Source organism: Halomonas getboli (genome assembly GCF_023094245.1).
Lineage (GTDB): Bacteria > Pseudomonadota > Gammaproteobacteria > Pseudomonadales > Halomonadaceae > Halomonas > Halomonas getboli.
Map to the genome: position 1 here is coordinate 389,397 of NZ_JALMEW010000001.1, position 22,812 is coordinate 412,208.

Annotated in this window: 24 protein-coding genes; 15 read left to right on the plus strand and 9 right to left on the minus strand. The window is 69.2% G+C overall.

All coding sequences use genetic code 11. The annotated features are described in order from the left end of the window. The 5 genes from MYL53_RS01900 to MYL53_RS01920 form a co-directional block, all read right to left on the minus strand. Positions 1-198: hypothetical protein (locus MYL53_RS01900; protein ID WP_247851672.1), on the minus strand; the 198-nt coding region annotated here is incomplete at its 3' end. 113 nt (positions 199-311) lie between these two features. Next, entirely contained in the window at positions 312-737 is a 426-nt protein-coding gene (locus MYL53_RS01905) for a secondary thiamine-phosphate synthase enzyme YjbQ (RefSeq protein ID WP_247852360.1), read from the minus strand. A 79-nt stretch (positions 738-816) separates the two neighbouring features. Then, entirely contained in the window at positions 817-2,451 is a 1,635-nt protein-coding gene (locus tag MYL53_RS01910; protein WP_282103355.1) for a methyl-accepting chemotaxis protein, read from the minus strand. A gap of 164 nt (positions 2,452-2,615) precedes the next feature. Then, positions 2,616-3,746 carry an extracellular solute-binding protein gene (locus MYL53_RS01915; RefSeq protein WP_247851674.1) on the minus strand — a complete coding sequence of 377 codons (1,131 nt, stop codon included), beginning with the start codon at positions 3,744-3,746 and terminating at the stop codon, positions 2,616-2,618. Then, positions 3,736-5,526, minus strand: coding sequence for a chloride channel protein (locus MYL53_RS01920; RefSeq protein WP_247851675.1), 1,791 nt, complete (start codon positions 5,524-5,526; stop codon positions 3,736-3,738). The genes MYL53_RS01915 and MYL53_RS01920 overlap by 11 nt, the downstream gene beginning before the upstream one ends. A gap of 94 nt (positions 5,527-5,620) precedes the next feature. Here MYL53_RS01920 and MYL53_RS01925 point away from each other — a divergent pair, with 94 nt between their 5' ends. Continuing rightward, positions 5,621-6,049 carry a GFA family protein gene (locus MYL53_RS01925; protein WP_247851676.1) on the plus strand — a complete coding sequence of 143 codons (429 nt, stop codon included), beginning with the start codon at positions 5,621-5,623 and terminating at the stop codon, positions 6,047-6,049. 147 nt (positions 6,050-6,196) lie between these two features. Here the strand turns inward: MYL53_RS01925 and MYL53_RS01930 are convergent, their stop codons facing one another. Both MYL53_RS01930 and MYL53_RS01935 read right to left on the minus strand, forming a co-directional pair. Beyond that, positions 6,197-7,405, minus strand: coding sequence for an ammonium transporter (locus MYL53_RS01930; protein WP_247851677.1), 1,209 nt, complete (start codon positions 7,403-7,405; stop codon positions 6,197-6,199). A gap of 236 nt (positions 7,406-7,641) precedes the next feature. Beyond that, positions 7,642-9,036, minus strand: coding sequence for an aminotransferase-like domain-containing protein (locus tag MYL53_RS01935; protein WP_247851678.1), 1,395 nt, complete (start codon positions 9,034-9,036; stop codon positions 7,642-7,644). A gap of 99 nt (positions 9,037-9,135) precedes the next feature. Here MYL53_RS01935 and MYL53_RS01940 point away from each other — a divergent pair, with 99 nt between their 5' ends. The 6 genes from MYL53_RS01940 to MYL53_RS01965 all read left to right on the plus strand — a co-directional run bounded on the left by MYL53_RS01940 (position 9,136) and on the right by MYL53_RS01965 (position 13,224). After that, positions 9,136-9,735, plus strand: coding sequence for a LysE family translocator (locus MYL53_RS01940; RefSeq protein WP_247851679.1), 600 nt, complete (start codon positions 9,136-9,138; stop codon positions 9,733-9,735). 98 nt (positions 9,736-9,833) lie between these two features. Continuing rightward, positions 9,834-11,060, plus strand: coding sequence for an RNA polymerase sigma factor (locus MYL53_RS01945; RefSeq protein ID WP_247851680.1), 1,227 nt, complete (start codon positions 9,834-9,836; stop codon positions 11,058-11,060). An 81-nt stretch (positions 11,061-11,141) separates the two neighbouring features. Beyond that, complete coding sequence (locus MYL53_RS01950; protein WP_247851681.1) at positions 11,142-11,963, plus strand: YciI family protein; 822 nt, start codon at positions 11,142-11,144, stop codon at positions 11,961-11,963. A 49-nt stretch (positions 11,964-12,012) separates the two neighbouring features. After that, positions 12,013-12,390, plus strand: a complete 378-nt coding sequence (locus MYL53_RS01955; protein WP_247851682.1) for a YciI family protein — start codon at positions 12,013-12,015, stop codon at positions 12,388-12,390. After that, entirely contained in the window at positions 12,387-12,740 is a 354-nt protein-coding gene (locus tag MYL53_RS01960) for a DUF1428 domain-containing protein (protein ID WP_247851683.1), read from the plus strand. The genes MYL53_RS01955 and MYL53_RS01960 overlap by 4 nt, the downstream gene beginning before the upstream one ends. A 7-nt stretch (positions 12,741-12,747) precedes the next feature. Then, positions 12,748-13,224, plus strand: coding sequence for a VOC family protein (locus MYL53_RS01965; protein ID WP_247851684.1), 477 nt, complete (start codon positions 12,748-12,750; stop codon positions 13,222-13,224). Between the two features lie 33 nt (positions 13,225-13,257). Here MYL53_RS01965 and MYL53_RS01970 read toward each other — a convergent pair whose 3' ends face one another. Then, on the minus strand, positions 13,258-14,163 hold the full coding sequence (locus MYL53_RS01970; RefSeq protein ID WP_247851685.1) for a cation diffusion facilitator family transporter: 906 nt from the start codon (positions 14,161-14,163) through the stop codon (positions 13,258-13,260). A 137-nt stretch (positions 14,164-14,300) separates the two neighbouring features. On the opposite strand from MYL53_RS01970, the gene MYL53_RS01975 reads away from it, so the two are divergent. The 7 genes from MYL53_RS01975 (at position 14,301) to MYL53_RS02005 (ending at position 20,467) form a co-directional block, all read left to right on the plus strand. Beyond that, complete coding sequence (locus MYL53_RS01975) at positions 14,301-14,798, plus strand: GNAT family N-acetyltransferase (protein ID WP_247851686.1); 498 nt, start codon at positions 14,301-14,303, stop codon at positions 14,796-14,798. A 3-nt stretch (positions 14,799-14,801) separates the two neighbouring features. After that, positions 14,802-15,698 (plus strand): LysR family transcriptional regulator, encoded by an 897-nt coding sequence (locus MYL53_RS01980; RefSeq protein ID WP_247851687.1) that lies wholly within the window; start codon positions 14,802-14,804, stop codon positions 15,696-15,698. Between the two features lie 204 nt (positions 15,699-15,902). Then, the gene (locus MYL53_RS01985; RefSeq protein ID WP_247851688.1) at positions 15,903-17,300 is read left to right on the plus strand and encodes an amidase; all 1,398 of its coding nucleotides are present in this window, start codon (positions 15,903-15,905) and stop codon (positions 17,298-17,300) included. Between the two features lie 81 nt (positions 17,301-17,381). Continuing rightward, positions 17,382-17,618: a hypothetical protein gene (locus tag MYL53_RS01990; protein WP_247851690.1), complete on the plus strand. Its 237-nt coding sequence runs from the start codon at positions 17,382-17,384 to the stop codon at positions 17,616-17,618. Then, complete coding sequence (locus MYL53_RS01995) at positions 17,611-19,137, plus strand: sodium:solute symporter family protein (protein WP_247851691.1); 1,527 nt, start codon at positions 17,611-17,613, stop codon at positions 19,135-19,137. Before MYL53_RS01990 ends, MYL53_RS01995 begins: the two co-directional genes overlap by 8 nt. Positions 19,138-19,314: 177 nt before the next feature. Beyond that, on the plus strand, positions 19,315-20,172 hold the full coding sequence (locus MYL53_RS02000; RefSeq protein WP_247851692.1) for an alpha/beta fold hydrolase: 858 nt from the start codon (positions 19,315-19,317) through the stop codon (positions 20,170-20,172). Positions 20,173-20,299: 127 nt separating this feature from the next. Further along, entirely contained in the window at positions 20,300-20,467 is a 168-nt protein-coding gene (locus tag MYL53_RS02005; protein ID WP_183386306.1) for a hypothetical protein, read from the plus strand. Between the two features lie 49 nt (positions 20,468-20,516). On the opposite strand, the gene MYL53_RS02010 is transcribed toward MYL53_RS02005, so the two are convergent. After that, on the minus strand, positions 20,517-21,587 hold the full coding sequence (locus MYL53_RS02010) for a calcium/sodium antiporter (RefSeq protein ID WP_247851693.1): 1,071 nt from the start codon (positions 21,585-21,587) through the stop codon (positions 20,517-20,519). 223 nt (positions 21,588-21,810) lie between these two features. Between MYL53_RS02010 and MYL53_RS02015 the strand changes: the two genes are divergently transcribed. Beyond that, positions 21,811-22,776, plus strand: coding sequence for a zinc-binding metallopeptidase family protein (locus MYL53_RS02015; protein ID WP_247851694.1), 966 nt, complete (start codon positions 21,811-21,813; stop codon positions 22,774-22,776). The last annotated feature ends 36 nt before the right edge of the window (positions 22,777-22,812 follow it).

Below are 22,812 nucleotides of genomic sequence, written 5' to 3' on the forward strand. Positions count from 1 at the left end.
GTTCATCATGCCGGGCCCCATGCCCTGGCCATAGCCGTTCATCATCCCGGGCCCCGTGCAGGGGGCGTAGCGGCCCGGGCCGTCGGCAGCGCCGCCCTGGCCGGCCCCGTGGCCGCCATGGGCGAGGGCGAGCGGGCTTGCGAGTGTCGCGGCGGTCAACAGGGCAAGCAACGTGTGGTGCAAGCGGCGATGTGGCATGGCGTCTCTCCTGGCGGGGCCGGCAGGAGGAATGTCGTGACGGGCCGGCCCTTTCCTGGAGCTTAATGCCGAGCCTCGGTGGCGCCCTTGATATGCGTCAACCCGGCGCCGCTTCAGCGCCCGCGGCCGTTGAGGGTGGCGATCAGTCGCCGGCTGCCGCCGTGGTCGCGATGTTCGCCGAACCAGATGCCCTGCCAGGTGCCGAGCGCCAGGCGGCCGTCGCGCACCGCCACGGACAGCTGGGTGCCGAGCAGGCTGGCCGCCACGTGGGCGGGCATGTCGTCCGGGCCCTCCAGGGTGTGTTTGAAGTAGGGCAGATCGCCGGGAATCCGGTCGCGCAGGAAGGCATCCAGGTCATGGCGCACGTCCGGGTCGGCGTTCTCGTTGAGGGTCAGCGAGGCCGAGGTGTGCAGCAGCTGCAGGTGCAACAGGCCGACCTCGAGCTCGGCCAGGCGCGGCAGGGCGCGGGCGATCTCGTCGGTGATCAGATGAAAGCCCCGAGCGCGGGGCGAGAGGCGAATGTCCTGCTGGTCCCAGATCATGAGCGGCTCCCTTGAGGTGGCAGCCGCCCATGATAGGCAAGGGCGATCCGAGGGGATAGATCGCCCAGCCGGATCGTCAGGCCTGCTCGGGCACGCGGAAGCCGACCACGGCGCGGTAGAGCTCGCCGGCCTGGCCCTCGAGCGAGCCGGCGGCGCCGGCCGCCTGCTGCACCAGGGCGGCGTTCTGCTGGGTCACCTGGTCCATCTGGGTCACCGCCTGGTTGACCTGCTCGATGCCGGCGGACTGCTCCTGGGAGGCGGCGGAGATCTCGGCCATCAGGTCGCTGACGCGCTGAGCGCCGGTGCGGATCTCGCCCATGGCGCGATCGGCCTGATCGACCAGTTCGGCGCCGGCGTTGACATGGCTCACCGAGCCCTCGATCAGCGTCTTGATCTCGCTGGCGGCCTCGGCGCTGCGGCTGGCCAGGTTGCGCACCTCGCTGGCCACCACCGCGAAGCCGCGGCCCTGCTCGCCGGCTCGGGCGGCTTCCACCGAGGCGTTGAGGGCCAGCAGGTTGGTCTGGAAGGCGATGTCGTCGATCATCGAGATGATGTCGGCCACCTTGCCGGAGCTCTCGCGGATCTCGCCCATGGTCGTGACCACGCGGCCGATCACGTCCTGTCCGTTCGCCACCGAGGCGGTGGTCTCGTCGGACAGGCGGTTGGCCTGGTCGGCGTTGTCGGCGTTCTGGCGCACGGTAGCGGTCAGCTCTTCCATGCTCGAGGCAGTTTCCGCCAGGGAGGCGGCCTGCTGCTCGGTGCGCGCGGACAGGTCGTTGTTGCCGCTGGCGATCTCGCTGGCGCCCTGGTCGATGGTTTCGCCGGCATGGCGGATGCGCGCGATGGTGGCGGCGAGCTCGCGTCGCATGCGTTCGATGGCATACATCAGGCTTTGCTGGTCATCGTCGCGCAGCGGCGTGGGGTGGGTCAGGTCGCCCTCGGCGATACGCTCCACCACGCGCTCGGCCTCGCTGGGCTCGCCGCCCAGGGTGCGGTAGACGCTGCGGATGACCACCAGGAAGGCCGCGGTCAGCAGGCCGCCGGCGATCAGCAGCACCAGGGCGTACTGCCCCAGCTTGCCGAGGAAGGCCGCCTGGATGTCCTGCATGTAGACCCCGGCCGCCAGGTTCCAGCCCCAGGGCGCGAAGCGCTCGACGTAGCTCAGCTTGGGAAACAGGGCATCGCTGCTGGCGTCGCGCGAGGCATAAGGCAGATAGCCGCTGCCGTTCTGGGCGATCGTTGCCAGCTCGCGGTAGACCGCGACCCCGTTGGGGTCCGTGTAGGACGACATGTCGGTGCCGGCGTCGCGGCGCGGGTGATAGATCAGGCGGGCGTCGTCGTCGAACACGAAGACGTAGTTGTCACGCCTGTCGCCGAAGCGAATCGCATCCAGAGCCTCGGTGGCTCGCGCCTGGGCATCGGCTTCGTTCAGCTCGCCGTTCTCGACGCGTTTGGCATAGCCCTCGAGCAGGGTGTGCACCATGCCGATGGTGTTGGACAGCGAGTGCTGGCGTTCCTCGATCATGGTGTCGCGGCCTTCCCAGGCCATGCTGACGACGATGCCGATCATCACCAGCCACATCATCCCCAGCGTCAGCCACAGCTTGCGCTTGAGGGACCAGCGGGGGCGCGGTGCCGCCGCGTCTGCGCGCCTCGAGACCGTGGGGGCCTGGCTCGTCGCGAGGCGAGCGCTCGTGTTCAGACTCGTCATGGGATCACTCTTTCCCTGCAGAAAAACGTGGAAGGTCGGGGAGAACGTCGTTGGAGAGGATTGTTGTATGACGTCGTGAGCGAGAGCTATCGGCCGTGGTGAATACAACTTTAGGCGAATGTTGGTCGTCGAATGGGCGACGTGATCTTGCCGGGAGGGGCGCCTCAGGGCGTATGGTCTGCGTCGCCGAAGGTCGCGCGAAAGAGCTCGCCGATGCGCTCGCGCGTCCGCGCGTACCAGGCCTCGTCCTTGGTCACCGCACCGGCGGCGTTGAGCGGATGGGTGGGCAGGTGCAGGCGCATGTCGATGCCGCTGCCGGCGTGGGTGGTGACGCCTTCCATGGCGCTGCGGCGCGACGGGCCGTAGGGAATGAAGCGGGTCAGCACCGCCTGGCGCTCGCTGGCGGTGGCGAAGCGGATGAAGCGCCGTGCCGCCTCGGCGTGTCTGGCGTGGCGCGGCATCGCCCACACCTCGTGCTCCTGAACCTGGCCGTCCCAGAGGATGGCGATCGGCGCGTCGCGGTTGACCATGGCATCGAAGAAGCGGCCGTTGTAGCCCGAGGCCATGGTCACCTCGCCGTCGAGCAGCAGCTCGACCGGCGTGCTGCCGGCCTCCCACCAGCGCAGGTCCTCGATCCCTGCCAGCCGGGCGAAGGCCAGCGACAGGCCGCGGCGGGTGCTGAGCAGCCGGTACAGCTCCTCGCGTGGCACGCCGTAGGACAGCAAGGCCCATTCGAGATTGACCGAGGGCGTGCGCTGCAGCGCCCGGGGGCCGGGGAAGCGGCGCTGGTCGAAGAGGTCGGCGATCTCGGTGGGGCGGCGGCCGGGAAAGGCGTCGGTGCGGTAGGCGACCACGGTGGCGAACACCGAGTGGGTCAGGCTGCAGTCGCCGAAGGCGCCGTCGATGAAGTCGCGGCGGGCGGGCGTGCCGTCCGGCGCCGGGGCGGCAAGGTCGTCTGGCAGCGGCTCGAGCAGGCCCGCGTCGCAGGCCGCCATGGCCTCGCTGCGGGTCATGTCGAGCACGTCCCAGGGCACATCCCGCTCGGCCACCGCGCGTCGCAGCGCCGCCAGCCCGCCGTCGTAGCGTTCGACCGCGACCGGGATGCCGGTGGCCGCGGTGAAGGGGGCGAACAGCGCTTGTTGCTGGGCGCGCTCGTAGGCACCGCCCCAGCTCAGCACCGTCAGCGGCCCGGTGCCGGTCGGAGGGCTCGCCTTGCCCGTCTGACCCGGCGCCATTACGCCAGTGATGAGGCCCGACAGCAGCGCCATCGCGGCCAGTATTCGCCTAGCCTGCACCGTGCTCCTCCTTTCTCAGCTCGTCGCTGTAGCGCAGGAAGGCGCGGGCGATGCTCGATTCATAGACCACGCCATGGAAGGTGTCGTCCTCGTCGACCACGGCGATGGCCTCGCCGGTCATCTCCTGCAGCTGGCGCATGGCGACCCAGACCGAGGCCTCGGGCCCCAGCACCGGGCGCGGCGTGGCCGGGCAGTCGGCGATCGGGGCGTCGCCCCGGTCCTGCTCGCGCATCACCTCCAGGTCGGCCAGCGTCAGGCTGCCGCGGTAGCGGCCGTCGGCGTCGACCCGATAGGCCTCGCCGTGGCCCGCCTGGCCCAGGGTGTGAATGGCCTCGGCGACCGTGGTCTCGGGACGCAGCGTCACGCCCTCTTGGCTGAGCAGATCGCCCAGTCGGGCATCCTCCAGCACCGCCCGGCCGCGGCCCGAGGACAGATCCAGCCCTCGGGCCACCAGCTGGATGTCGAACAGCGAACGGCCGAACAGCTGGGCGGCGATGGGGCTGGCCAGGGTCACGCTGGCCAGCGCCGCCGTGGTCAGCGCGTAGCTGCCGGTGAGCTCGAAGACGATCAGCAGGCTGGTCAGCGGCGCGCCGATCACCGGTGCGGTGACCGCCACCATGCCGCAGATGGCGTAGAAGACGAAGGTGTCCTGGGCGCCGCCGGCCAGCCCCACCAGGGTGCCGCACAGCGCGCCGAACAGGGTGCCGATCACCAGCGCCGGGCTGAATACCCCGCCGCCGAAGCCCATCCCCAGGCACAGCGCCGTGGCGGCCAGCTTGAGCGCCATCACCAGCGCCAGTTCCGCGCCGCCGAAGGCGCCGGCGATGGTGGCGAAGCGCAGTGTCTCCTGGCCCATGCCGAGGATGTCGGGCACCCACAGCGCGGTCACGCCGAGCAGCGCCCCGGCCAGTGCCGGACGCAGCGGCGCGGCCACCGGCAGGCGCCGCGCCAGCCGGGCCACACCGAGGATGGCGTGCATGTAGCCGCCGGCCACCAGTGCCCCGAGTCCGCCGATGGCGAGGAATACGGCGAACTCCCAGGGGCGGGGAATGGCGAGCTCGACCACGTGGAAGAGGGCGCCACGGTCGAGCACCTCGGCGGCGATCACGTGGCCGACCAGGGCAGCGGCCGCCACCGGGGCGAAGGCGCGCAGGGCGTAGTGGCGCAGCACCACCTCATGGGCGAAGACGATGCCGGCCAACGGCGCATTGAAGGCCGTGGCGATGGCCGCGGCCACGCCACAGGCGATGGTGATGTTGTCCTCGGAGCGGCCCAGCCGCAGCAGACGAGCACCCGCCGAGCCGAGGCTCGCGCCCATGTGCACCAGTGGACCGTACTGGCCCACCGAAGCGCCGGCGCCCAGCGACACCAGTCCGGACAGCGCGGACAGCACGCCGGCGCGGGGCGGCAGGCGGCCGCGGCGGGTCTGCACGGCGGCGATGGCGTCGGCGGGCGTATGCGGACGGCCCTCGGGAATGGCGCGATGCAGCTGACCCACGATCAACCCGCCCAGCATCGGCACCAGCACCGTGGCCACGGCCAGCCACTCGGGGTGGGCGAACATCATGCGCCCGCGCGGCGAGACCAGCAGCAGGTCGTTGAGCCACACCACGGCGCCGACGAAGCCCACGGCGAGCAGCGCCGCCAGGCCGCCGGTCACGCCGCCCAGCGCCACCAGCCCCAGAAAGCGCAGCACGCCCCGCGCGCCGCGGCCCTCGACTTTCCCTGTATCCGCTCGGGTCATGTTGAAGGTGTAGGCGCTGGGGCGCGGATGGTCCACTCGCCGCGCGTTCGGACAGGGTGTCGATGGAGGGGCCGGCCGGCAGGACACTACACTGAAGGCGCCAGGCGAGATGTCATCGGAGGGCCATGCAATGAGCGAACATCATGCGGGCGGCTGCTTCTGCGGTGCCGTCCAGGTCGAGGTCGAGGGCAAGCCGGAGGCCATGGGCTATTGCCACTGTGAATCCTGCCGGCACTGGTCGGCGGGCCCGGTCAACGCCTTCACGCTGTGGAAGCCGGACGCGGTACGCATCACCCGGGGCGAGGAGGCGCTGGAGAGCTTCGAGAAGACGCCCGCCAGCCGGCGCCGCTGGTGCCGCCACTGTGGCGGGCACGTGTTGACCGAGCATCCCGGCATGGGGCTGGTTGACGTCTATGCGGCGCTGCTGCCCGATCTGGACTTCGTGCCTCAGCTGCACGTGCACTACCAGGAGTCGGTGCTGCGCATCCCCGACGGGCTGCCCAAGATGAAGGACGTGCCGGCGGAGCTCGGCGGCTCCGGCGAGACGCTGGAGGAATGAAACAGGGACGAGGAAGCGAGTGGCGAGGAAGCGAGGAGTGAGGAGTGAGGAGTGAGGAGTGAGGAGTGAGGAGGCCTGGAGGGGGCAGGAAGGAAGCGCGGGGCCCGATCGGGCCCCGCGACGTGTTTGGCATGCTTCCGGCCCGGATTAGTCCATCGAGGTGGCACCGATATGGTGAATGCTGAGGTCGGCGCCGTTGAACTCGTCTTCCTCGCTCAGGCGCAGGCCGGCCACCCTGGCGATCACGCCGTAGACCGCCAGGGCGCCGATCACCGCCACGGCCACGCCGGCCAGCGAGCCGATCAGCTGGGCCATCAGGCTGACGCCGCCGAGGCCGCCCAGCCACGACTGACCGAAGATGCCGGCGGCGATGCCGCCCCAGACGCCGCACACGCCGTGCAGCGGCCATACGCCGAGCACGTCGTCGAGGCGTTCGATGCGGTTCTGGGCCCACTCGAAGAGCACCACGAACAGTGCCCCGGCCACGCCGCCGGTGATCAGTGCACCGATGGGGTGCATCAGGTCGGAGCCGGCGCACACCGCCACCAGGCCGGCGAGCGGGCCGTTATGGATGAAGCCCGGGTCCTTCCTGCCCAGCACCATGGACACCAGGATGCCGCCGACCATGGCCATCAGGCTGTTGACCGCCACCAGGCCGCTGATGCCGTCCAGCGTCTGGGCCGACATCACGTTGAAGCCGAACCAGCCGATGGTCAGGATCCAGGCGCCCAGCGACAGGAAGGGAATGTTGGAGGGCGCGAAGGCCACCACCTTGCCGCCGCGGTAGCGGCCGCGGCGGGCGCCGAGCAGCAGCAGCGCCACCAGCGCCACCCAGCCGCCGAAGGCGTGCACCACCACCGAACCGGCGAAGTCGTGGAAGCCGGCGCCGAAGGTTGCGGCCAGCCAGTCCTGCAGGCCGAGGTTGCCGTTCCAGACGATGCCCTCGAAGAAGGGATAGACCACGCCGACGATCACCGCGGCGGCGATCAGCATCGGGTAGAAGCGGGCCCGCTCGGCGATGCCGCCGGAAATGATGGCCGGAATCGCCGCGGCGAAGGTCATCAGGAAGAAGAACTTCACCAGGGCGTAGCCGTTGCCGACGGTCAGCGCCTCGGCGCTGTGAAAGAAGTGGGTGCCGTAGGCGATGTGGTAGCCGACGAAGAAGTAGACCAGCGCCGAGACGCCGAAGTCGGTCATGATCTTGACCAGGGCGTTGACCTGGTTCTTGTGGCGCACCGTGCCGACCTCGAGGAAGGCGAAGCCGGCATGCATGGCCAGCACCATGATGGCGCCGATCAGCAGGAAGAGCGTGTTGGCGCTCTGGGTCAGAGTCTCGACAGCACTCGTGATATCCACGGGAATGATCTCTCTTGATGCATGGGGGGAGGACGGGAGTCGCAAGAGAGATGCAAGCCGCGTTCCATCATGGCGCATTGTGTGCCAGGGCAGCGACTTTCAAGCACTGAAGATGGGCATGCATCGTCATTTCTGTCGGTTTTGCACTGTAAGAGTGCTTTTGGAGGCGCTATTCACCTCGATCGTGCATCGAGGCCTGTCCAGACGCCCGCCGGCCTACAACCCGGGCAGAACGTTCATAGCGTCTGCCAGGGAGAGGTCGGGGCCTCCGCCAGCGTGTCGTCGATGATCGTGAGGGCCTCTTCCAGCGCCTGGCGGTTGGCGGCCGGCCCCAGGCACAGCCGCAGCGCCTGGGGCGCCGGCTCGCTGCCGAGGCAGAACGGCTCGGGCGTCGAGACCTTGACTCCGCGCCGCTTGAGCAGCGCCTGTACCTCGCTGCTGCGACGCCCGGCCGGCAGCGGCAGCCAGACCAGCGACGAGCCCTCGCGGCTCATCGGGCCGTAGGCGGCCAGGCGCTCCAGGGCCAGCGAGCGGCGAGCGGCAAGCTCCTCGACCTGCCAGCGCAGCAGCTCGCGGCTGTCCGGGTCCTCCATCCAGCGGCAGGCGGCTTCCGCCATCAGCGGCGGTACCATCCAGCTCTGGGCGCGGATCGCCGTGCCGACCCGCTCCCGCAGGCGTTCGGGCAGCGTGAGGCTGCCGATGCGCAGCCCGCCGGCCAGCACCTTGGAGGTGCTGAAGATGTGCAGGGTGCGCTCCGGGGCCAGGGTGACCAGGGGCGTGCCGCGCTGGGCCTCGGGGAGGTACTGCACGCCATCCTCGATCAGCCAGATATCGTGCTCCCGGGCCAGGGCGACCAGGCGTTCGCGGCGCGCCTCGTCGAGCCTGGCGCCGGTCGGATTGTTGAGGTCCGGCGTGGTGTAGATCAGGCGTGGCGGCTGCCGCGCGCACAGTCGGGTCAGGGCGTCCATGTCCATGCCGTCGGCGTCCATCGGCACCGCCAGCGGGCGCAGATGGGCCTGCTGGGCGGCGTGGAGGAAGCCGGGGTAGGTGAGGGCGTCGCCGGCCACTGGGTCGCCGGGCTGGGCCACGGCCTGCAAGGCCAGCTGGATGCCGTGCTGGCCGCCCTGGGTGATCACCAGGCGTTCGGGATCGTCGGGCAGGCCGAGGCGGCCCTGCCAGGCGGCGATGCGGGCACGATGGGCCTCGTTGCCGGTCTCGGGCTGATACTCGCCGACGGCCCGCAGTGCTTCGGGCGAGGCGGCGATGTCCTCCAGCGCGCGCTGCAGGCCTCGGACGCGCAGCGGGTGGGGCGGCGGCAGGCTCATGCCCATGTCGATCACGCCCTGGTCGACGGGCTGGCCGGCACGAAAGCTGGTCGGCGCCTCCTGTTCGGGCGAGCACACATAGGTGCCGCTGCCGACCCGGGATGCCACCCAGCCCTGACGCTGGGCCTCGGCATAGGCCCGAGTGACGGTGCCGACGGTGACGCCGAGGCGGTCGGCCAGCTGGCGCTGGGGCGGCAGCTTGTCACCGGGGGCCAGCTCGCCCGAGCCGATGGCCGCGACCATGGCCTCGGCGATGCGCCGGTAGCGGGGGCCGCCGTCGGTGAGTGTCGGAGTCCAGATTGTCATGGTGACAATAAAACCTTTGACGCCATTATTGTGCCCATTATGCTCAGAAAAGCCGGCAATAAAACACCTGATCACCAAAATTGTAGGGGTACAATTAGGATGGACACGCTCGCCGCCCTGGGGCCCGCCGCCCTGTTCATGATCTCCATGACCATCACGCCGGGTCCCAACAACGTGATGCTCACCGCCTCCGGCGCCAACTACGGCTATCGGCGCACCCTGCCGCACCTGCTCGGCATCATGGGCGGCTGTTTCCTGCTTTTCTCGGCGGTGGCGCTGGGCCTGGGGCTGGTGTTCGAGCGCTTTCCGGTGGTGCAGACGGCGCTGCGCGTGATCGGCAGCCTCTACCTGCTGTACCTGGCCTGGGGCATCGCCACCGCGCCGCCGCCCAGCTTCGACAATGCCGAGGGGCGCCCGCTGAGCTTCTGGCAGGCCGCGGCCTTCCAGTTCGCCAATCCCAAGGCCTGGGTGATGGGCCTGACGCTGATGGCCAGCTTCCTGCCCGAGGACGGCAACACCGTCATCAATGCGCTGCTGCTGGCCGGGGTCTCCGAGTTGATCGCCTTTCCCTGCATCTCGCTTTGGGCCGGTTTCGGCATGGCCATCGGCCGCTGGCTCAAGGGGCCGCGCGCCTGGCGGGCGTTCAACGGCACCATGGGCGCGCTGACCGCCGGCTGCGTGGTGTTCATTCTCGGCTGAGGGCCGGGGCTGCCCGCGCCTCTCGGCATGATGGCGGCTATGCTGGTGGCTGACGTCGAGCGCGTCACTCCCGCCGCGGCGCCCGGAGCCGACCCGCCATGCCGGACCCTGTCTTCCTCGCCTCACTCTATCGCCGGCACGCCCCGCGCGTGCTGGCGACGCTGATTCGCCGCCTCGGCGACTTCGATGTCGCCGAGGAGGCCACGCATGACGCCTTCGCCGCGGCGGTATCCCGCTGGCCGCAGGAGGGCGTGCCCGATGCGCCGGTGGCCTGGCTGATCCGGGTGGGCCATCGCCGCGGTATCGATCAGATACGGCGCCGCCAGACGGCCCGCCAGCATGCCCACCTGCTGATACCCGACAATGACGCAGCCGAGGAAGCCCGCGTCATCGAGGACGATCTCCTGCGGCTGCTGTTCATCTGCTGCCATCCCGCCCTGTCGATGCCGGACCGCCTGGCGCTGACCCTGCGTGAGATGGCGGGGCTGACCACCGAGCAGGTGGCCAGCGCACTGCTGCAGCGGCCCGCCGCGCTGGCCCAGCGCATCGTTCGTGCCAAGCGCCGGCTGCGCACTGCCGGCATTCCCTATGAAGTGCCCGAGGCGTCCGACCTGCCGGCACGGTTGTCCGACGTGCTGGGGGTGATCTACCTGATCTTCAACGAGGGCTATTCGTGCAGCGACGGCGAGCGCGTCGTCGACGTGCACCTGTGCGAAGAGGCGATCCGCCTGGGCGAGGCGTTGGCCGGCCTGTTGCCGTGGGGGGAGGTGTTCGGGCTGCTGGCCTTGATGCGTCTCCATCACGCCCGCCGCGAGGCGCGCCAGGATGCCCTCGGGGAGCTGGTGCCGCTGGAGGAGCAGGATCGCCGTCGCTGGGATGGCCGGCAGATCGAGATCGGCCTGGCCTGGCTGGCGCGTGCCCTGGCGCTGACGCCTGTCGGTGCCTATACCCTGCAGGCTTCCATCGCCGCTGTGCATGCCGAGGCGCCCAGCGCCGAGGCCACCGACTGGGATCGGATCGTGCGGCTCTACGAGACCCTGCTGCGGGTCCAGCCTTCGCCGGTGATCGAGCTGAATCGGGCCGTGGCCATGGCCATGCGCGATTCCCCGGATGCGGGGCTGGCCCTGCTCGACGCCCTGGCCGAGCGTCATCGGCTCGACGACTACCACCTGTTCCACGCCGCCCGCGCCGATCTGCATCGACGTGCCGGTCACCGCGAGGCGGCTTGCCATGCCTACGAGCGGGCCCTGGCGCTGACCGTGCAGGAACCCGAGCGGCGCTTCCTGTCCCGCCGCCTGGCGGCGCTGGGACGCGCCGACGGCTGAAGCGAAAAAAATTTTTCCGAGCTGTCGATTCTGGGCGGCGCCGCACGACTCATGATTACCATCCCCCAGGAGAGCGATGTCATGCGATACATGCTGATGCGCAAGGCCGACGCGGCCACCGAAGAGGGCGTGCTGCCCAGCCAGGAACTGCTGCAGGCCATGGGCGACTACAACGAGCGCATGATCCGCGCCGGGGTCTTCGTCACCGGCGACGGCCTGCGACCCAGCCGGGAAGGCTGCCGGATCGCCTTTCGCGGCGGCGAGCCGCACATCGTCCAGGGACCCTTCGCGGCCACCGAGGAGCTGCTGGCGGGCTACAGCGTGATCGAGGCCGATTCCCTGGAGGAGGCCATCGAGTGGGCCAAGGACTGGCCGCGGGAGGACGGCGAGGGGCACGTCACCCTGGAGCTGCGCCGCTACTTCACCCTGCAGGACTTCGAGCCCGGTGCCGGGCTGGAGCGGCACGTCGCCCAGGCCAGGCTGCCCCGGGGGCTGCAGGTGCACCTCGCCTTCGCGGGCAATTGCCGCGAGGCGATGGCCTTCTACGCCGAGGTCACCGGCGGCCACCTGGAGGCGATGCTGACCTTCGGCGAGACCCCGGCGGCCGCGGAGGTGCCGACCGAATGGCACGACCGGATCGCCCACGCCTCGCTCAATGTCCGCGGCCATCGACTGATGGGCGCCGACATGCAGGGCGACTGCTACCGGGCGCCCCAGGGGGTCCAGCTGTTCCTCGACTACGAGGACGTCGACCAGGCGGCGGAGGTGTTCCAGCACCTGGCCGATGGCGGCCAGGTGCAGATGCCCTTCGAGGCCACCTTCTGGGCCAAGGGCTTCGGCATGGCCACCGATCGCTTCGGCGTGCAGTGGATGGTCGCCACGCCCGGCGAGCAGTGTCCGTGATCCCACGGCGTCCATCATCCCACCGTGTCGACGACACCAGGAGGAAGGCATGCAATACGTCGCTTTGGTGTACTACCAGGAGCGGTTGATCGAGGCCATGTCCGAGCGCGACTGGCACGACCTCAACCAGGAATGTCTGGGCTGCGTCGAGCGCCTCACCGAGCAGGGCCATTTCATCACCGGCCGGGCGTTGCAGCCGGTGGAAAGCGCCACCAGCGTGCGCCGGCGCGACGGTGAGACGCTGGTATCGGACGGACCCTTCGCCGAGACCAAGGAGCAGCTGGCCGGCTTCTATCTGCTCGAGGCCCGCGACCTCAACGAGGCGCTGCGGCTGGCTGGGGGCATTCCCCCGGCGCGGCTGGGCACCATCGAGGTGCGCCCGGTGCGCGAGCTGCCCCCCAAAGACGAGACGGGAGATCCCTCATGAACTATGTGGATGGTTTCGTGGCCGCCGTGCCCACCGCCAACCGGCAGGCCTTCATCGAGCATGCGCGCAAGGCGGCGGCGGTGTTCAAGGAATATGGGGCGCTCAAGGTGGTGGAATGCTGGGGCGACGACGTCCCGGAAGGCGAGCTGACGTCCTTCACCATGGCGGTGCAGCGCAGGCCCGACGAGAGCGTGGTCTTTTCCTGGCTGGTGTGGCCGTCTCGAGAAGTGCGCGACCAGGCCATGGCCCGGATCATGGAGGATCCACGCCTGTCGCCGGAGGCCAATCCCATGCCCTTCGACGGCAAGCGGCTGATTTATGGTGGCTTCGAAATGGTGATCGAGGAGTAGTAGCGCCATGAACCGTATTACCCCCTTCCTGTGGTTCGATGGCGAGGCGGAAGCGGCGGCCCGCTTCTACGTCTCGGTCTTCCCCGCTTCCCGCATCGAGCGGGTGGTGCCTTCGCCGGTCGACACCCCGAGCGTGTCGGCCGGCGAGGTGCTGCTGGTGGAGTTCGTCCTCGACGGGGCGCGTTACCTGGCCATGAACGGAGGGCCCGGCATGCCCTTCACCGAGGCGATCTCGTTGCACATCGACTGCGCCGACCAGGCCGAGGTGGACTACTACTGGGAGGCGCTGAGCGAGGGCGGCAGCCCCATCCAGTGCGGCTGGCTCCAGGATCGCTGGGGGCTGCGCTGGCAGGTGGTACCCGTGCGCATGCACGAGCTGATGGGCGACCCCGATCCCGGCCGGGCCCGGCGCGCCATGGAGGCGATGATGCAGATGGAGAAGTTCGTCATCGCCGACCTGGAGCGGGCCGCCGACGGCGGCTGATAGGCGGCGTCGGCGAGCGGCGTGGGTGCGGTGTCAGGTCCAGGCCGGATCGGCGGTGAAGGACACCGTGAACCAGCGATGCTCGGCGGGAATGCTCAGGCCCGAGGCGATGGCCGCGCGGATCTCGTCGAGCTCGGCCACGCCGCGCTCGGCGGCGAAGTCGGGCCGGGTGACGATGTGGATCTCGATGAAGTGACCGCGGCCGGCCTTGGCCACGTGGCTGCTGTACTCCAGCAGGCCGTCCTGCTCCATCACCGGCGCCATGGCGGCGTGCACCTCGCGGTCGACCGCGCTCGGCGCGATCAGGAACACCTCCTTCATGGCGCGGCGCACGATGCCGAGCGGCACCGGCATGAAGCCCAGGGTCAGGACCGCCAGCAGCAGCGAGTCCACGTAGGGCGTGAAGCCGGCGTAGCGGGTCTGTTGGAGAATCAGGGCGATGGCGAAGGCCACCAGCAGCGCGCCGGTGATCAGGCCTGCCATCAGCCAGCCCTGCATGTCGATGCGCACGAACTCCGAGTCGGCGTCGCGGTTGAGCCGGCGCTGGTAGGCGAACATGGTGAAGCACGCCGCGGCGACGATCACGGCATAGACGATGGCCACGCCGAAGGCCAGTTCGTGGCCGCCCGACATCAATCCCTGCACGGCATTCAGGAACGCATAGAAGCACAGCAGCATCAAGATGGCGCCGTTGAGCGCCGCGGCCAGCGGTTCCAGGTGCCAGTAGCCGTGCTGGAAGCGCTGGCTCACCTCGCGGGCGATCAGCCGCGTCACCACCAGCGCCAGGGCCGACATGGCCGCGTCGATGGTCGAGAAGACGCCGTCGAAGAGAATCGAGCGTGAGCCGGCCATGAGGCCGAAGGCGATGCCCAGGCTCGAGACGAGCAGGGTCATCATGATGGAGCGCTTGAGGGCGCGTTGTTCGAGCGTGGTGGACATGGACCGCTTCCTTGTTGGCCAGACGTCGAGTCTAGCCGAGTCGCCGGCCTCTGGGCGATGCGTCTGGCGAGGCGACATGAGAATCGGGATACTGGGCGGTTTCGCCCCATGCATCTCGCCCAAGGACGCTTTTCGCCATGGTTTCAGGCCTGCCGCTCGCCCGCATCACCGTTCATTCGCCCCACGTCGCCACCCTGGCCGGCTGGGCCCATGCCGAGTGGGGCCACTTGCATCCCGGTCGCAGCCTCGCTGCGGCCATCGCCGCCTTCCGCGCCGACTGTGGCAGCGAAGGCGTGCCGTCGGTGTTCGCCGCCATGGACGGCGAGCGGCCGGTGGGCATGGCCAGCCTGGTGGTCGACGACATGAGCGACCGCCGCGATCTGACGCCCTGGCTGGCGTCGGTCTATGTGCTGCCCGAATGGCGCGGGCGCGGCATCGCCTCGCAGCTGGTGCGCCGCGTGGAGCAGGAGGCCCAGGCCCAGGGCCACGCGCTGTTCTATCTCTATACGCCGGATCAGCAGTCTCTCTATCGGCGCCTGGGCTGGGAAGACGTGGAGGAGCGCGAGTACCACGGCGAGGCCGTGACCATCATGCGGCGTACGCTGTCGTCTGATGCCCTCCCGCAGCGGGCCTGAGCCATGCACTGGCGAGCGCTGCACTACTTCGACACGGTCGCCCGCTGCCGCTCGCTGCGCGAAGCCGCGGCACGGCTGCATATCGCGCCCACCGCGATCAGCCGCCAGATCGATCTGCTCGAGCACCAGCTCGGGGCGCCGCTGCTCGAGCGCGGCCCCGGCGGCATTCGCCTGACGTCCGCCGGGGAGCTGCTGGCGGTGCAGGCCCGGCGTACCCTGCGCGATCTGGAACGCGTCCAGGAACAGATCGGCGATCTCAAGGGGCTGCGCACCGGCCGGGTCAGCCTGCGGGTGGCCGAGGGCGTGGTCGCCGGACTGCTGGCGCCGGTTCTGGCGGAGCTGAACGAGCGTCATCCACGGCTGCGCTTCGATATCCAGATCGCCAGCGCCGGCGGCATCGTCGAGGCGCTGCGCAGCGGCGATGCCGATATCGGCCTGACCTTCTTCATGCCACGCCACGACGATATCCAGCCCCTCGCCAGCGGCCGCCTGGAACATCACGCGGTGATGGCGCCGGGCCATCCGCTGGCCGAGGCGGGTGAACTGATCCTGGCCGAGCTCGCCGAGCATCCTCTGGCGCTTCCCGACGAGCACTACGGCGTGCGCCAGGCGCTGGATGCGGCGGCCCGCGAGCGTGGCGTCACCCTGACGCCGACCTTCCACGCTGCCTCGCTGGAGACCCAGAAGGCGCTGGCCATGGCCGGCGCCGCGCTGCTGATCCTGCCGCCGATGGCGGTGGCCCGCGAGTGCCGCGACGGGCAGCTGGTCAGCGTGCCGCTGGCGCCGGGCGAGTTGCCGCCCACCCGGCTCGACCTGTGCGTGCATCGGCATCGCCCGCGCAGCTTTGCCAGCGAGGCCTGCCTGGGGCTGCTGGCGTCGGCGCTGCAGGACCTGGGTTAGCAGGACTGACCGGAGAGGCGGGCCGACGAGGGCGCTGGCCGGTCAAAACGTCGGGCAGGGTGCACACAAAAAGTGGACGCCCTGGCGCCTTCTTTGTGCTAGCCGATGACGCTACCTGGCACCAAGCTGAGGGCATCCACGACATCAATGATGTTTGCAACCCTGATGTTCGCAACAATGACAACAACACCGATGGACGCCCTTATGACCGATCCCCACCTGATGACCGCCACTCAGCTGCTGGCCGCCTACCGTGACAAGCGCCTGTCGCCGCTGGATGCCGCCGAGGCCGTGGTGCAGCACGTCGAGCGCTGGGAGCCACACCTCAATGCGCTCTACGATTTCCGGCCGCAGGCGTTCCTGGCGTCGGCGAAGGCCGCCAGCGAGCGCTGGGCGCGTGGCGAGCCGCGCGGCACGCTGGACGGCGTGCCCGTGACCCTCAAGGAGTTGATCGCCACTCGCGGCCAGCCAGTGCCGGGCGGCACCGGGCTTGGCGAACAGGTGCCGGCCGAAGAGGACGCACCGGCGGCGGCGCGTCTCGAGGAAGACGGTGCGCCACTGCTGGGCAAGACCACCTGCCCGGACTTTGGCATGCTGTCCTCGGGACTGTCCTCGTTCCATGGCCTGACCCGCAATCCCTGGCGGCTCGAGTGCAATACCGGGGGCTCCAGTTCAGGCGCCGGGGCGGCGGCCGCCGCCGGCTACGGCCCGCTGCACCTGGGCACCGACATCGGCGGCTCGGTGCGACTGCCCGCCGCCTGGTGCGGCGTCGTCGGCTTCAAGCCGACGCTGGGGCGGATTCCCATCGATCCTTATTACGTGGGGCGCTGTGCCGGCCCGATGACCCGCAGCGTCGACGACGCCGCGCTGATGATGACGGCGCTGTCGCGCACCGACCGCCGTGATGCCACGCGTCTGCCGCCGGAGACGATCGACTGGACCGACCTCGCGCTGGACGTGTCGGGGCTGCGTGTCGGCGTGATGATGGAGGCCGGCTGCGGCCTGCCGCTAGACGACGAGATCGTCGCCGCCGTGGACGCTGCCGCCATCCGACTCGAGGCCGCCGGGGCCACCCTGGTGCCGCTGGCGCCGGTGATGACGCGCGAGATGCTCGACGGCCTGGATCACTTCTGGCGGGTGCGTCAGTGGAATGCGCTGTCGGCGCTGACGCCGCAGGAGCGCGAGCGGGTGCTGCCGGCGATTCTGGCCTGGGCCGACGACGGCGGGCGGATCGGCGGCAGCGAGGCGGTGCGCGGCTTCGAGCAGACCCTGGCCATGCGTCGCGCTACCGAGGCGGTGTTCGACGACGTCGACGCGGTGATCTCCCCGACCACGCCCAACGTCGCCTTCCCCGCGGACTGGCCGTCGCCCACCAACGACCCGCGCCGCCCCTTCGAGCACATCGTCTACACCGTGCCGTGGAACATGGGCGAGCAGCCGGCGCTGTCGCTCAACGCCGGTTTTTCCCGCGACGGCATGCCGCTCGGCGTGCAGCTGATCGGCCCGCGACTGGCGGACCACTTCGTGCTCAAGCTGGGCAAGGTGCTGGAGACCCGCCTGGCGCTCGCGCCGCGCTGGCCTTCCCCCCCCGAGGCGCAGTAAGGTCCGCCTCCATCGTTCTTGTATTGCCCATCACGTCATTCGTTTTCATGGGCATCGGGTCATCATGGGAGAGTCCTCGACATGTCGTCTCGTCTCGTCGTTCTGCCCACCAGCCGTGCCGGCTGGGGGCTGCTCATCGCCTTCGTCGCCCTGGTGGCGGGGGGGATCTGGCCGGTGATCGGCTGGGTGAATCGCGCCGTGCTGGTGCTGGGCCTGCCGCTGCTGGTGGTGTGGAGCTACGTGATCATCTTCGCCTGCTTCGCCGTGATGCTGGTCGCCAACCGCGTGCTCGAGCGCCAGGAGAAGCCGCATGACTAGCCCCTGGCCGCTTCTCATCACCCTGGCCTACGTGGCCATTGCCATGGTCATCGGCCTGCGCGCCCGGGGCGGGCGACGCATGAACAGCCTCGAGGAGTGGGGCGTGGCCGGGCGCAGCATGGGCCCGGTGACGCTGTACCTGCTGATCGCCGCCGGCAGCGTCAGCGCCTACACCTTCATGGGCGCGCCGGGCTGGGCCTATGCCAAGGGCGTGCCGGTGTTCTACGTCGCCGTCTATCTGGCCTACCTGGCGCTGGTGGCCTGGTACTTCGGGCCCAAGGTCTGGCAGTTCGGCGAGCGCTTCGGCCATGTCACCCAGGCCAGCGCCATCGCCGACCGCTACCAGAGCCCGCTGCTGGGGGCGCTGGCGGCGCTGGTGATGTCGATCGGCTCGATCGCCTACGCGGTGCTGCAGACCATCGGCTCGGCCTACATCCTCAACGTGATGAGCGGCGGGGCGATTCCGGTGTGGCTGGCGGTGCCGCTGGTGCTGGCCTGCATCGCCGTCTACCTGTTCGTCAGCGGCCAGCGCGCCATCGGCCGCACCAACGCCTTCCAGGGCGTGCTGATGCTGGCGGTGGCCTGGGCGGTGGGGCTGTGGGCCCTGCACAGCGCCACCGGCGGGCTCGACGTCGGCGCGCTGTTCTCGCGCCTGCTGGCCGAGCACGGCGACTTCCTGACCCTGCCCGGCGGTGGCGGCGACATGAGTTTCAGCTTCTGGACCACCTCGATCATCGTCTCGATGTTCTCCTTCATGCCGCCGGTGTGGACCCAGTGGATGAGCGCCTCGTCGGCGCGCACCATCCGCCGCAGCGCCACCTGGCTGCCGACCTACTACGTGGTGATCCTGCCGATGGTGGTGGTGGGCTTCATCGGCATCTTCGCGCTGCCCGACCTGGCGCGCAGCGACACCGTGGTGCTCGAATATGCCATGCAGTTCCTGCCGGTGTGGCTGGTGGGGCTGCTCGGCGCCGGCACCCTGGCGGCGTCGATGTCCTCCAGCGAGCCGTTCATCCACTCGGTGGCGCTGTCCTGGAGCAAGGACGTGGCGCAGCCGCTGCTGGGGCTGTCCGAGGCGTTCACCGGCAAGCTGGCGCGCTGGATGATTCTGCCGCTGATGGCGCTGGTGATCGCGCCGCTGGCGATCGCCGAGCCCGGCAGCCTGGTGATGATCCTGCTGGTGGGGCTGGGCTTCGCCACCCAGGTGCTGCCGGCCTTCATCGGCATGTTCCTGTGGCCGCGGGCCTCGAAGTGGGGCGTGATGGCGGGCATCGTCAGCGGCTTCCTGGTGACCGTGGCCTTCACCACCCTGTGGAAGCACCCGCTGGGCATCCACGCCGGCTTCTGGGGGCTGATGCTCAACCTGCCGGTGTTCGTGGCGGTGTCGCTGGCGACCCGACCGGCCCCGGCCGAGGTGGTGGAGCGTTTCTTCCGCATCGCCGCGCCGAACGGCCTGACCCGGCTGGGCGGCGCGGAGAAGGGGCGTGCCGTCGAAGCCAGTGTTCTCGGCCGTGAGTGACCCAGCGGCCGTGGACAGGGCCGAGGGCAACCGACGCCCGGCCCCACGCACTTGCCACTCCCTAATCACCACTCTGCCATCCCCCAGTCCCCGAGCCCCTGATGACATCAGGTGTTCGGGGCTTTTGGTATGCTGTCGCTATTCATCATGTTAACGCCTGCTACATAAGGAATTCTCATGCCCCAGGTCGAGCATCGCGGCGTCACCATCGCCTTCGAGGAGCACGGTGGCGAGCATGGCCGCGAGGGGGGCGGCGAGCAGAGTCAGCGCCTGCCCATCGTGCTCGGGCACAGCTTCCTGTGCTCCGGCGAGATGTGGCGCGAGCAGCTGCCCGCCCTGGCCGGCGACTATCGGGTCGTCAACGTCGACTTCCGCGGCCACGGCCGCTCGAGCCAGCTCGACGAACCGTTCACGCTCTACGACGCCGTGGCCGATGTGATCGCGGTGCTGGATGAGCTCGGCATCCAGCAAGCCGTATGGTGCGGGCTCTCCATCGGCGGCATGGTGGCGCTGCGCGCCGCGCTGGAACACCCCGAGCGGGTGGCCGGGCTGATCCTGTTCGACACCGACGCGGGACCGGAGACCCTCGCCCATAAACTCAAGTACCGCGCCATGGGCGCCTGCGCCCGCCGCTTCGGCCTTCGCCCGCTGTTGCCCTCGGTGGCGCGGCTGATGTTCGCCGCCACCACCCGACGCGAGAATCCCGCTCTGGTGGATGAGTGGAAGCAGCGCTTCGCCGACATCCACGTGCCCTCGGCGCTGCTGGGCCTCGACGCCTTGATCAAGCGCGACTCGCTGCTCGAACGCCTGGCCGAGATCGAGGTGCCGTCGCTGGTCATCGTGGGCGAGGAAGACCGCTCGCTGCCGGTGCCGTTCTCGCAGCGAATTCACGAGCGGCTGCCTGGCTCGAGCCTCGAGATCATCCCCGGCGCCGGCCACCTCTCGGCGCTGGAGCAGCCGGCACGAGTCAACGAGGTCATTCGCGAGTTCCTGGCGGCTCAAGCGACCTCAGCCGATGATGGGCGTGATGCCTGATCGGTCTCCCATCATGCCTCGCGTTTTCGACAGCAGCGGTGGGCCAGCGTCGGCCACTCAGCATTCGATGGTGAGGCTGGCCGGCGCTGGCCTATGATGCAGACAGGCCCCTCTCCGGAACACGACCATGATCCTTGGCATCGTTCTCTGCGTTGCCTTTCTCTTCGCCCAGTTGGCGGTACTGCACTATATCGACCGTCGCCTCGCCGATGACTCCAGCGATACCCCCGAGGCGACGGCTGTGCCGCCTATCCCCCAACGAGCCGAGGAAGGGGCGCCGGACGCTGGCGCTTGATCGCCCCTCGTCCTGAGGCAGCGCCACCGATCGCGAGCGAACCCTGGGATCAGCGAAGCCTGCCGGAGCGCCGCTTCTGCTCTTGCAGGCTGAGCACCGCCAGTGTCAGGACCGTTAGCGGAAGAGCGAAGTACAGCATGACCCCGGTGAATCCGGCCAGTGCATCATGCTGAGTCGCCGCCAGGATCAGGTAGAGGGTATAGGCGATGTAGTAGCCCAGCAGCAGGGCACCTTCCCATCGTTCGATGGAGCCGCCCGTGAAACAGATCGGCAGACAGGCCGCCGCGACGGCCAGCATCACGGGGATATCGAAGCTGATCATGGCGGGCGTCACCATAAGGCCTGACGGCGCCAGCAGGCTGCTAAGTCCCAGCACGCCGAGAATGTTGAACACATTGCTGCCGACCACGTTGCCCACGGCGATATCTCGCTCGCCGCGCAGGGCCGCGATCAGCGAGGTCATGACCTCGGGCAGGGACGTGCCCGCCGCGATGATGGTCAGGCCGATCACTTGCTCGCTGATCCCAAGGAAGCTGGCAAAGGTCACCGCTCCCTCCACTAGCCATCGCGAGCCCAGCACCAGCAGGACCAGCCCTGCCGCCACCAGCAGCAGGTTGACCCCCCAGGCATCGCGGGCAGCAGGCATGGCGTCGCTCCCGGCGCTGGCCTCGGCCCGAGATCGAGCACTCTGGTACAGCAGAAAGGCGAGGTAGGCAACGAGGCCTGCCGCCAGCAGGACTCCATCCAGGCGACTCAGCTGTCCATCCAGTACGAGCAGCAACAGGGCTGCCGAGAGGGCGACCATCAAGGGGATATCGAAGCGAATCAACTTCTGGGCGACCACCAGCGGCGTCACCATGGCAGAGAGCCCGAGGATGAACAGGATGTTGAACAGGTTGCTGCCCACCACGTTACCCATGGCGATGCCCGCCTGGTCCGCGAACGCGGCCTTGATGCTGACCGCCAGCTCCGGCGAGCTGGTGCCGAACGCCACGACCGTCAGGCCGATGACCAGCGGCGAGATGCCGAGGCGTGCCGCCAGCCGTGACGCGCCGCGAACCAGCATTTCGGCACCGACCAGCAGGAAGCAGAGTCCCGCCAGGAACGTGATGTAGCTCATCCCTTTCTCCCCAGTGGTTCAGTCACATGCATGATAAGCGATTCTGCCGCAAGCCACCGGCACGATGGCAATCGTCGGAGTGGGTGGCCAGCATGGGGCATGTTGGCCTGGGGCTATATCCGGCCGCGCCCCAAACGAGTTGACACACGACGGGGAGAAGCGAAGGATGAATTCATGACGTTTCGGGCCCTGTGCCCCGCTGTCCTTCGGGAGCCCCTACTGTATGCGCGTTTTTGCCAATCCAGTCGGTTCCGGGTCTCTCTGGTTCGATAACCTCACCACCGCCGATGGCACTCCCGTTGCTTACGACCCGCAGGCGCGGGCCTTCCTGCCGATGCCGCCCTTCTGCGCCAACCGGGACGTCATCGGTTGCAATTGGATGGCGCCTGCGCAGGGGGCCTTCTGCCGCTCCTGCGCCATGACGGCGCTGGCCCCCGACCCCGCCATACCCGGCGCCATCCCCAACTGGTCGCAGACCGAAGCCGCCAAGCGCTGGGCGCTCGACAATCTTGGCCGCTGGCATTGGTTCCGGCCGGAGGATCCGGGCGCGCGCCCCGTCTTTCACCTGCTCGCCGAAGGCCTGACGCCCGTGTTGATGGGGCATGTCGAGGGTGTGGTGACGATCAGCGTCGCCGAGGCGGACCCGGTCCTGCGCGCCACTCGCCGCCAAGCACTGGACGAGCCCTACCGCACCATGATCGGCCATATGCGCCACGAGATCGCCCATATGCTCTGGTGGCGGCTCAGCCTTCGAGGCGATTTCCTCGACGCCTTCCGCGCCATGTTTGGCGACGAACGCGCGGATTATCCCACGGCTCTCCAGCGCCACTACCATGAGGGGCCTCCGCCCGATTGGCGGCAGCGCTTCCTGACCACCTACGCTTCCTCGCATCCGCATGAGGACTGGGCCGAAACCGCTGCACATCTGTTGCACCTGACCGATATTGCCGACAGCTTCGTCGCGGCGGGCCTGTCCTCGCCTGAGCTGCCGAACCCGGGCTGGGACCCGTATTCGGAAGTGGATGCCGAGCGCCTGATCCATATGGCGGCCGCCCTCACGGTGAGGGTCAATCACGTCAACCGCTCCATGGGATTGTCGGACCTCTACCCCTTCGTGCTATCTGACGCCGCGCGCCGTAAGCTCGCCTTCGTGCATGACTGGCTGCGTCGGGGCGCGCAGGGGCGTTGACGTGCTGGGTAGCGTGGGCGTCGCCGTCGTCCAATG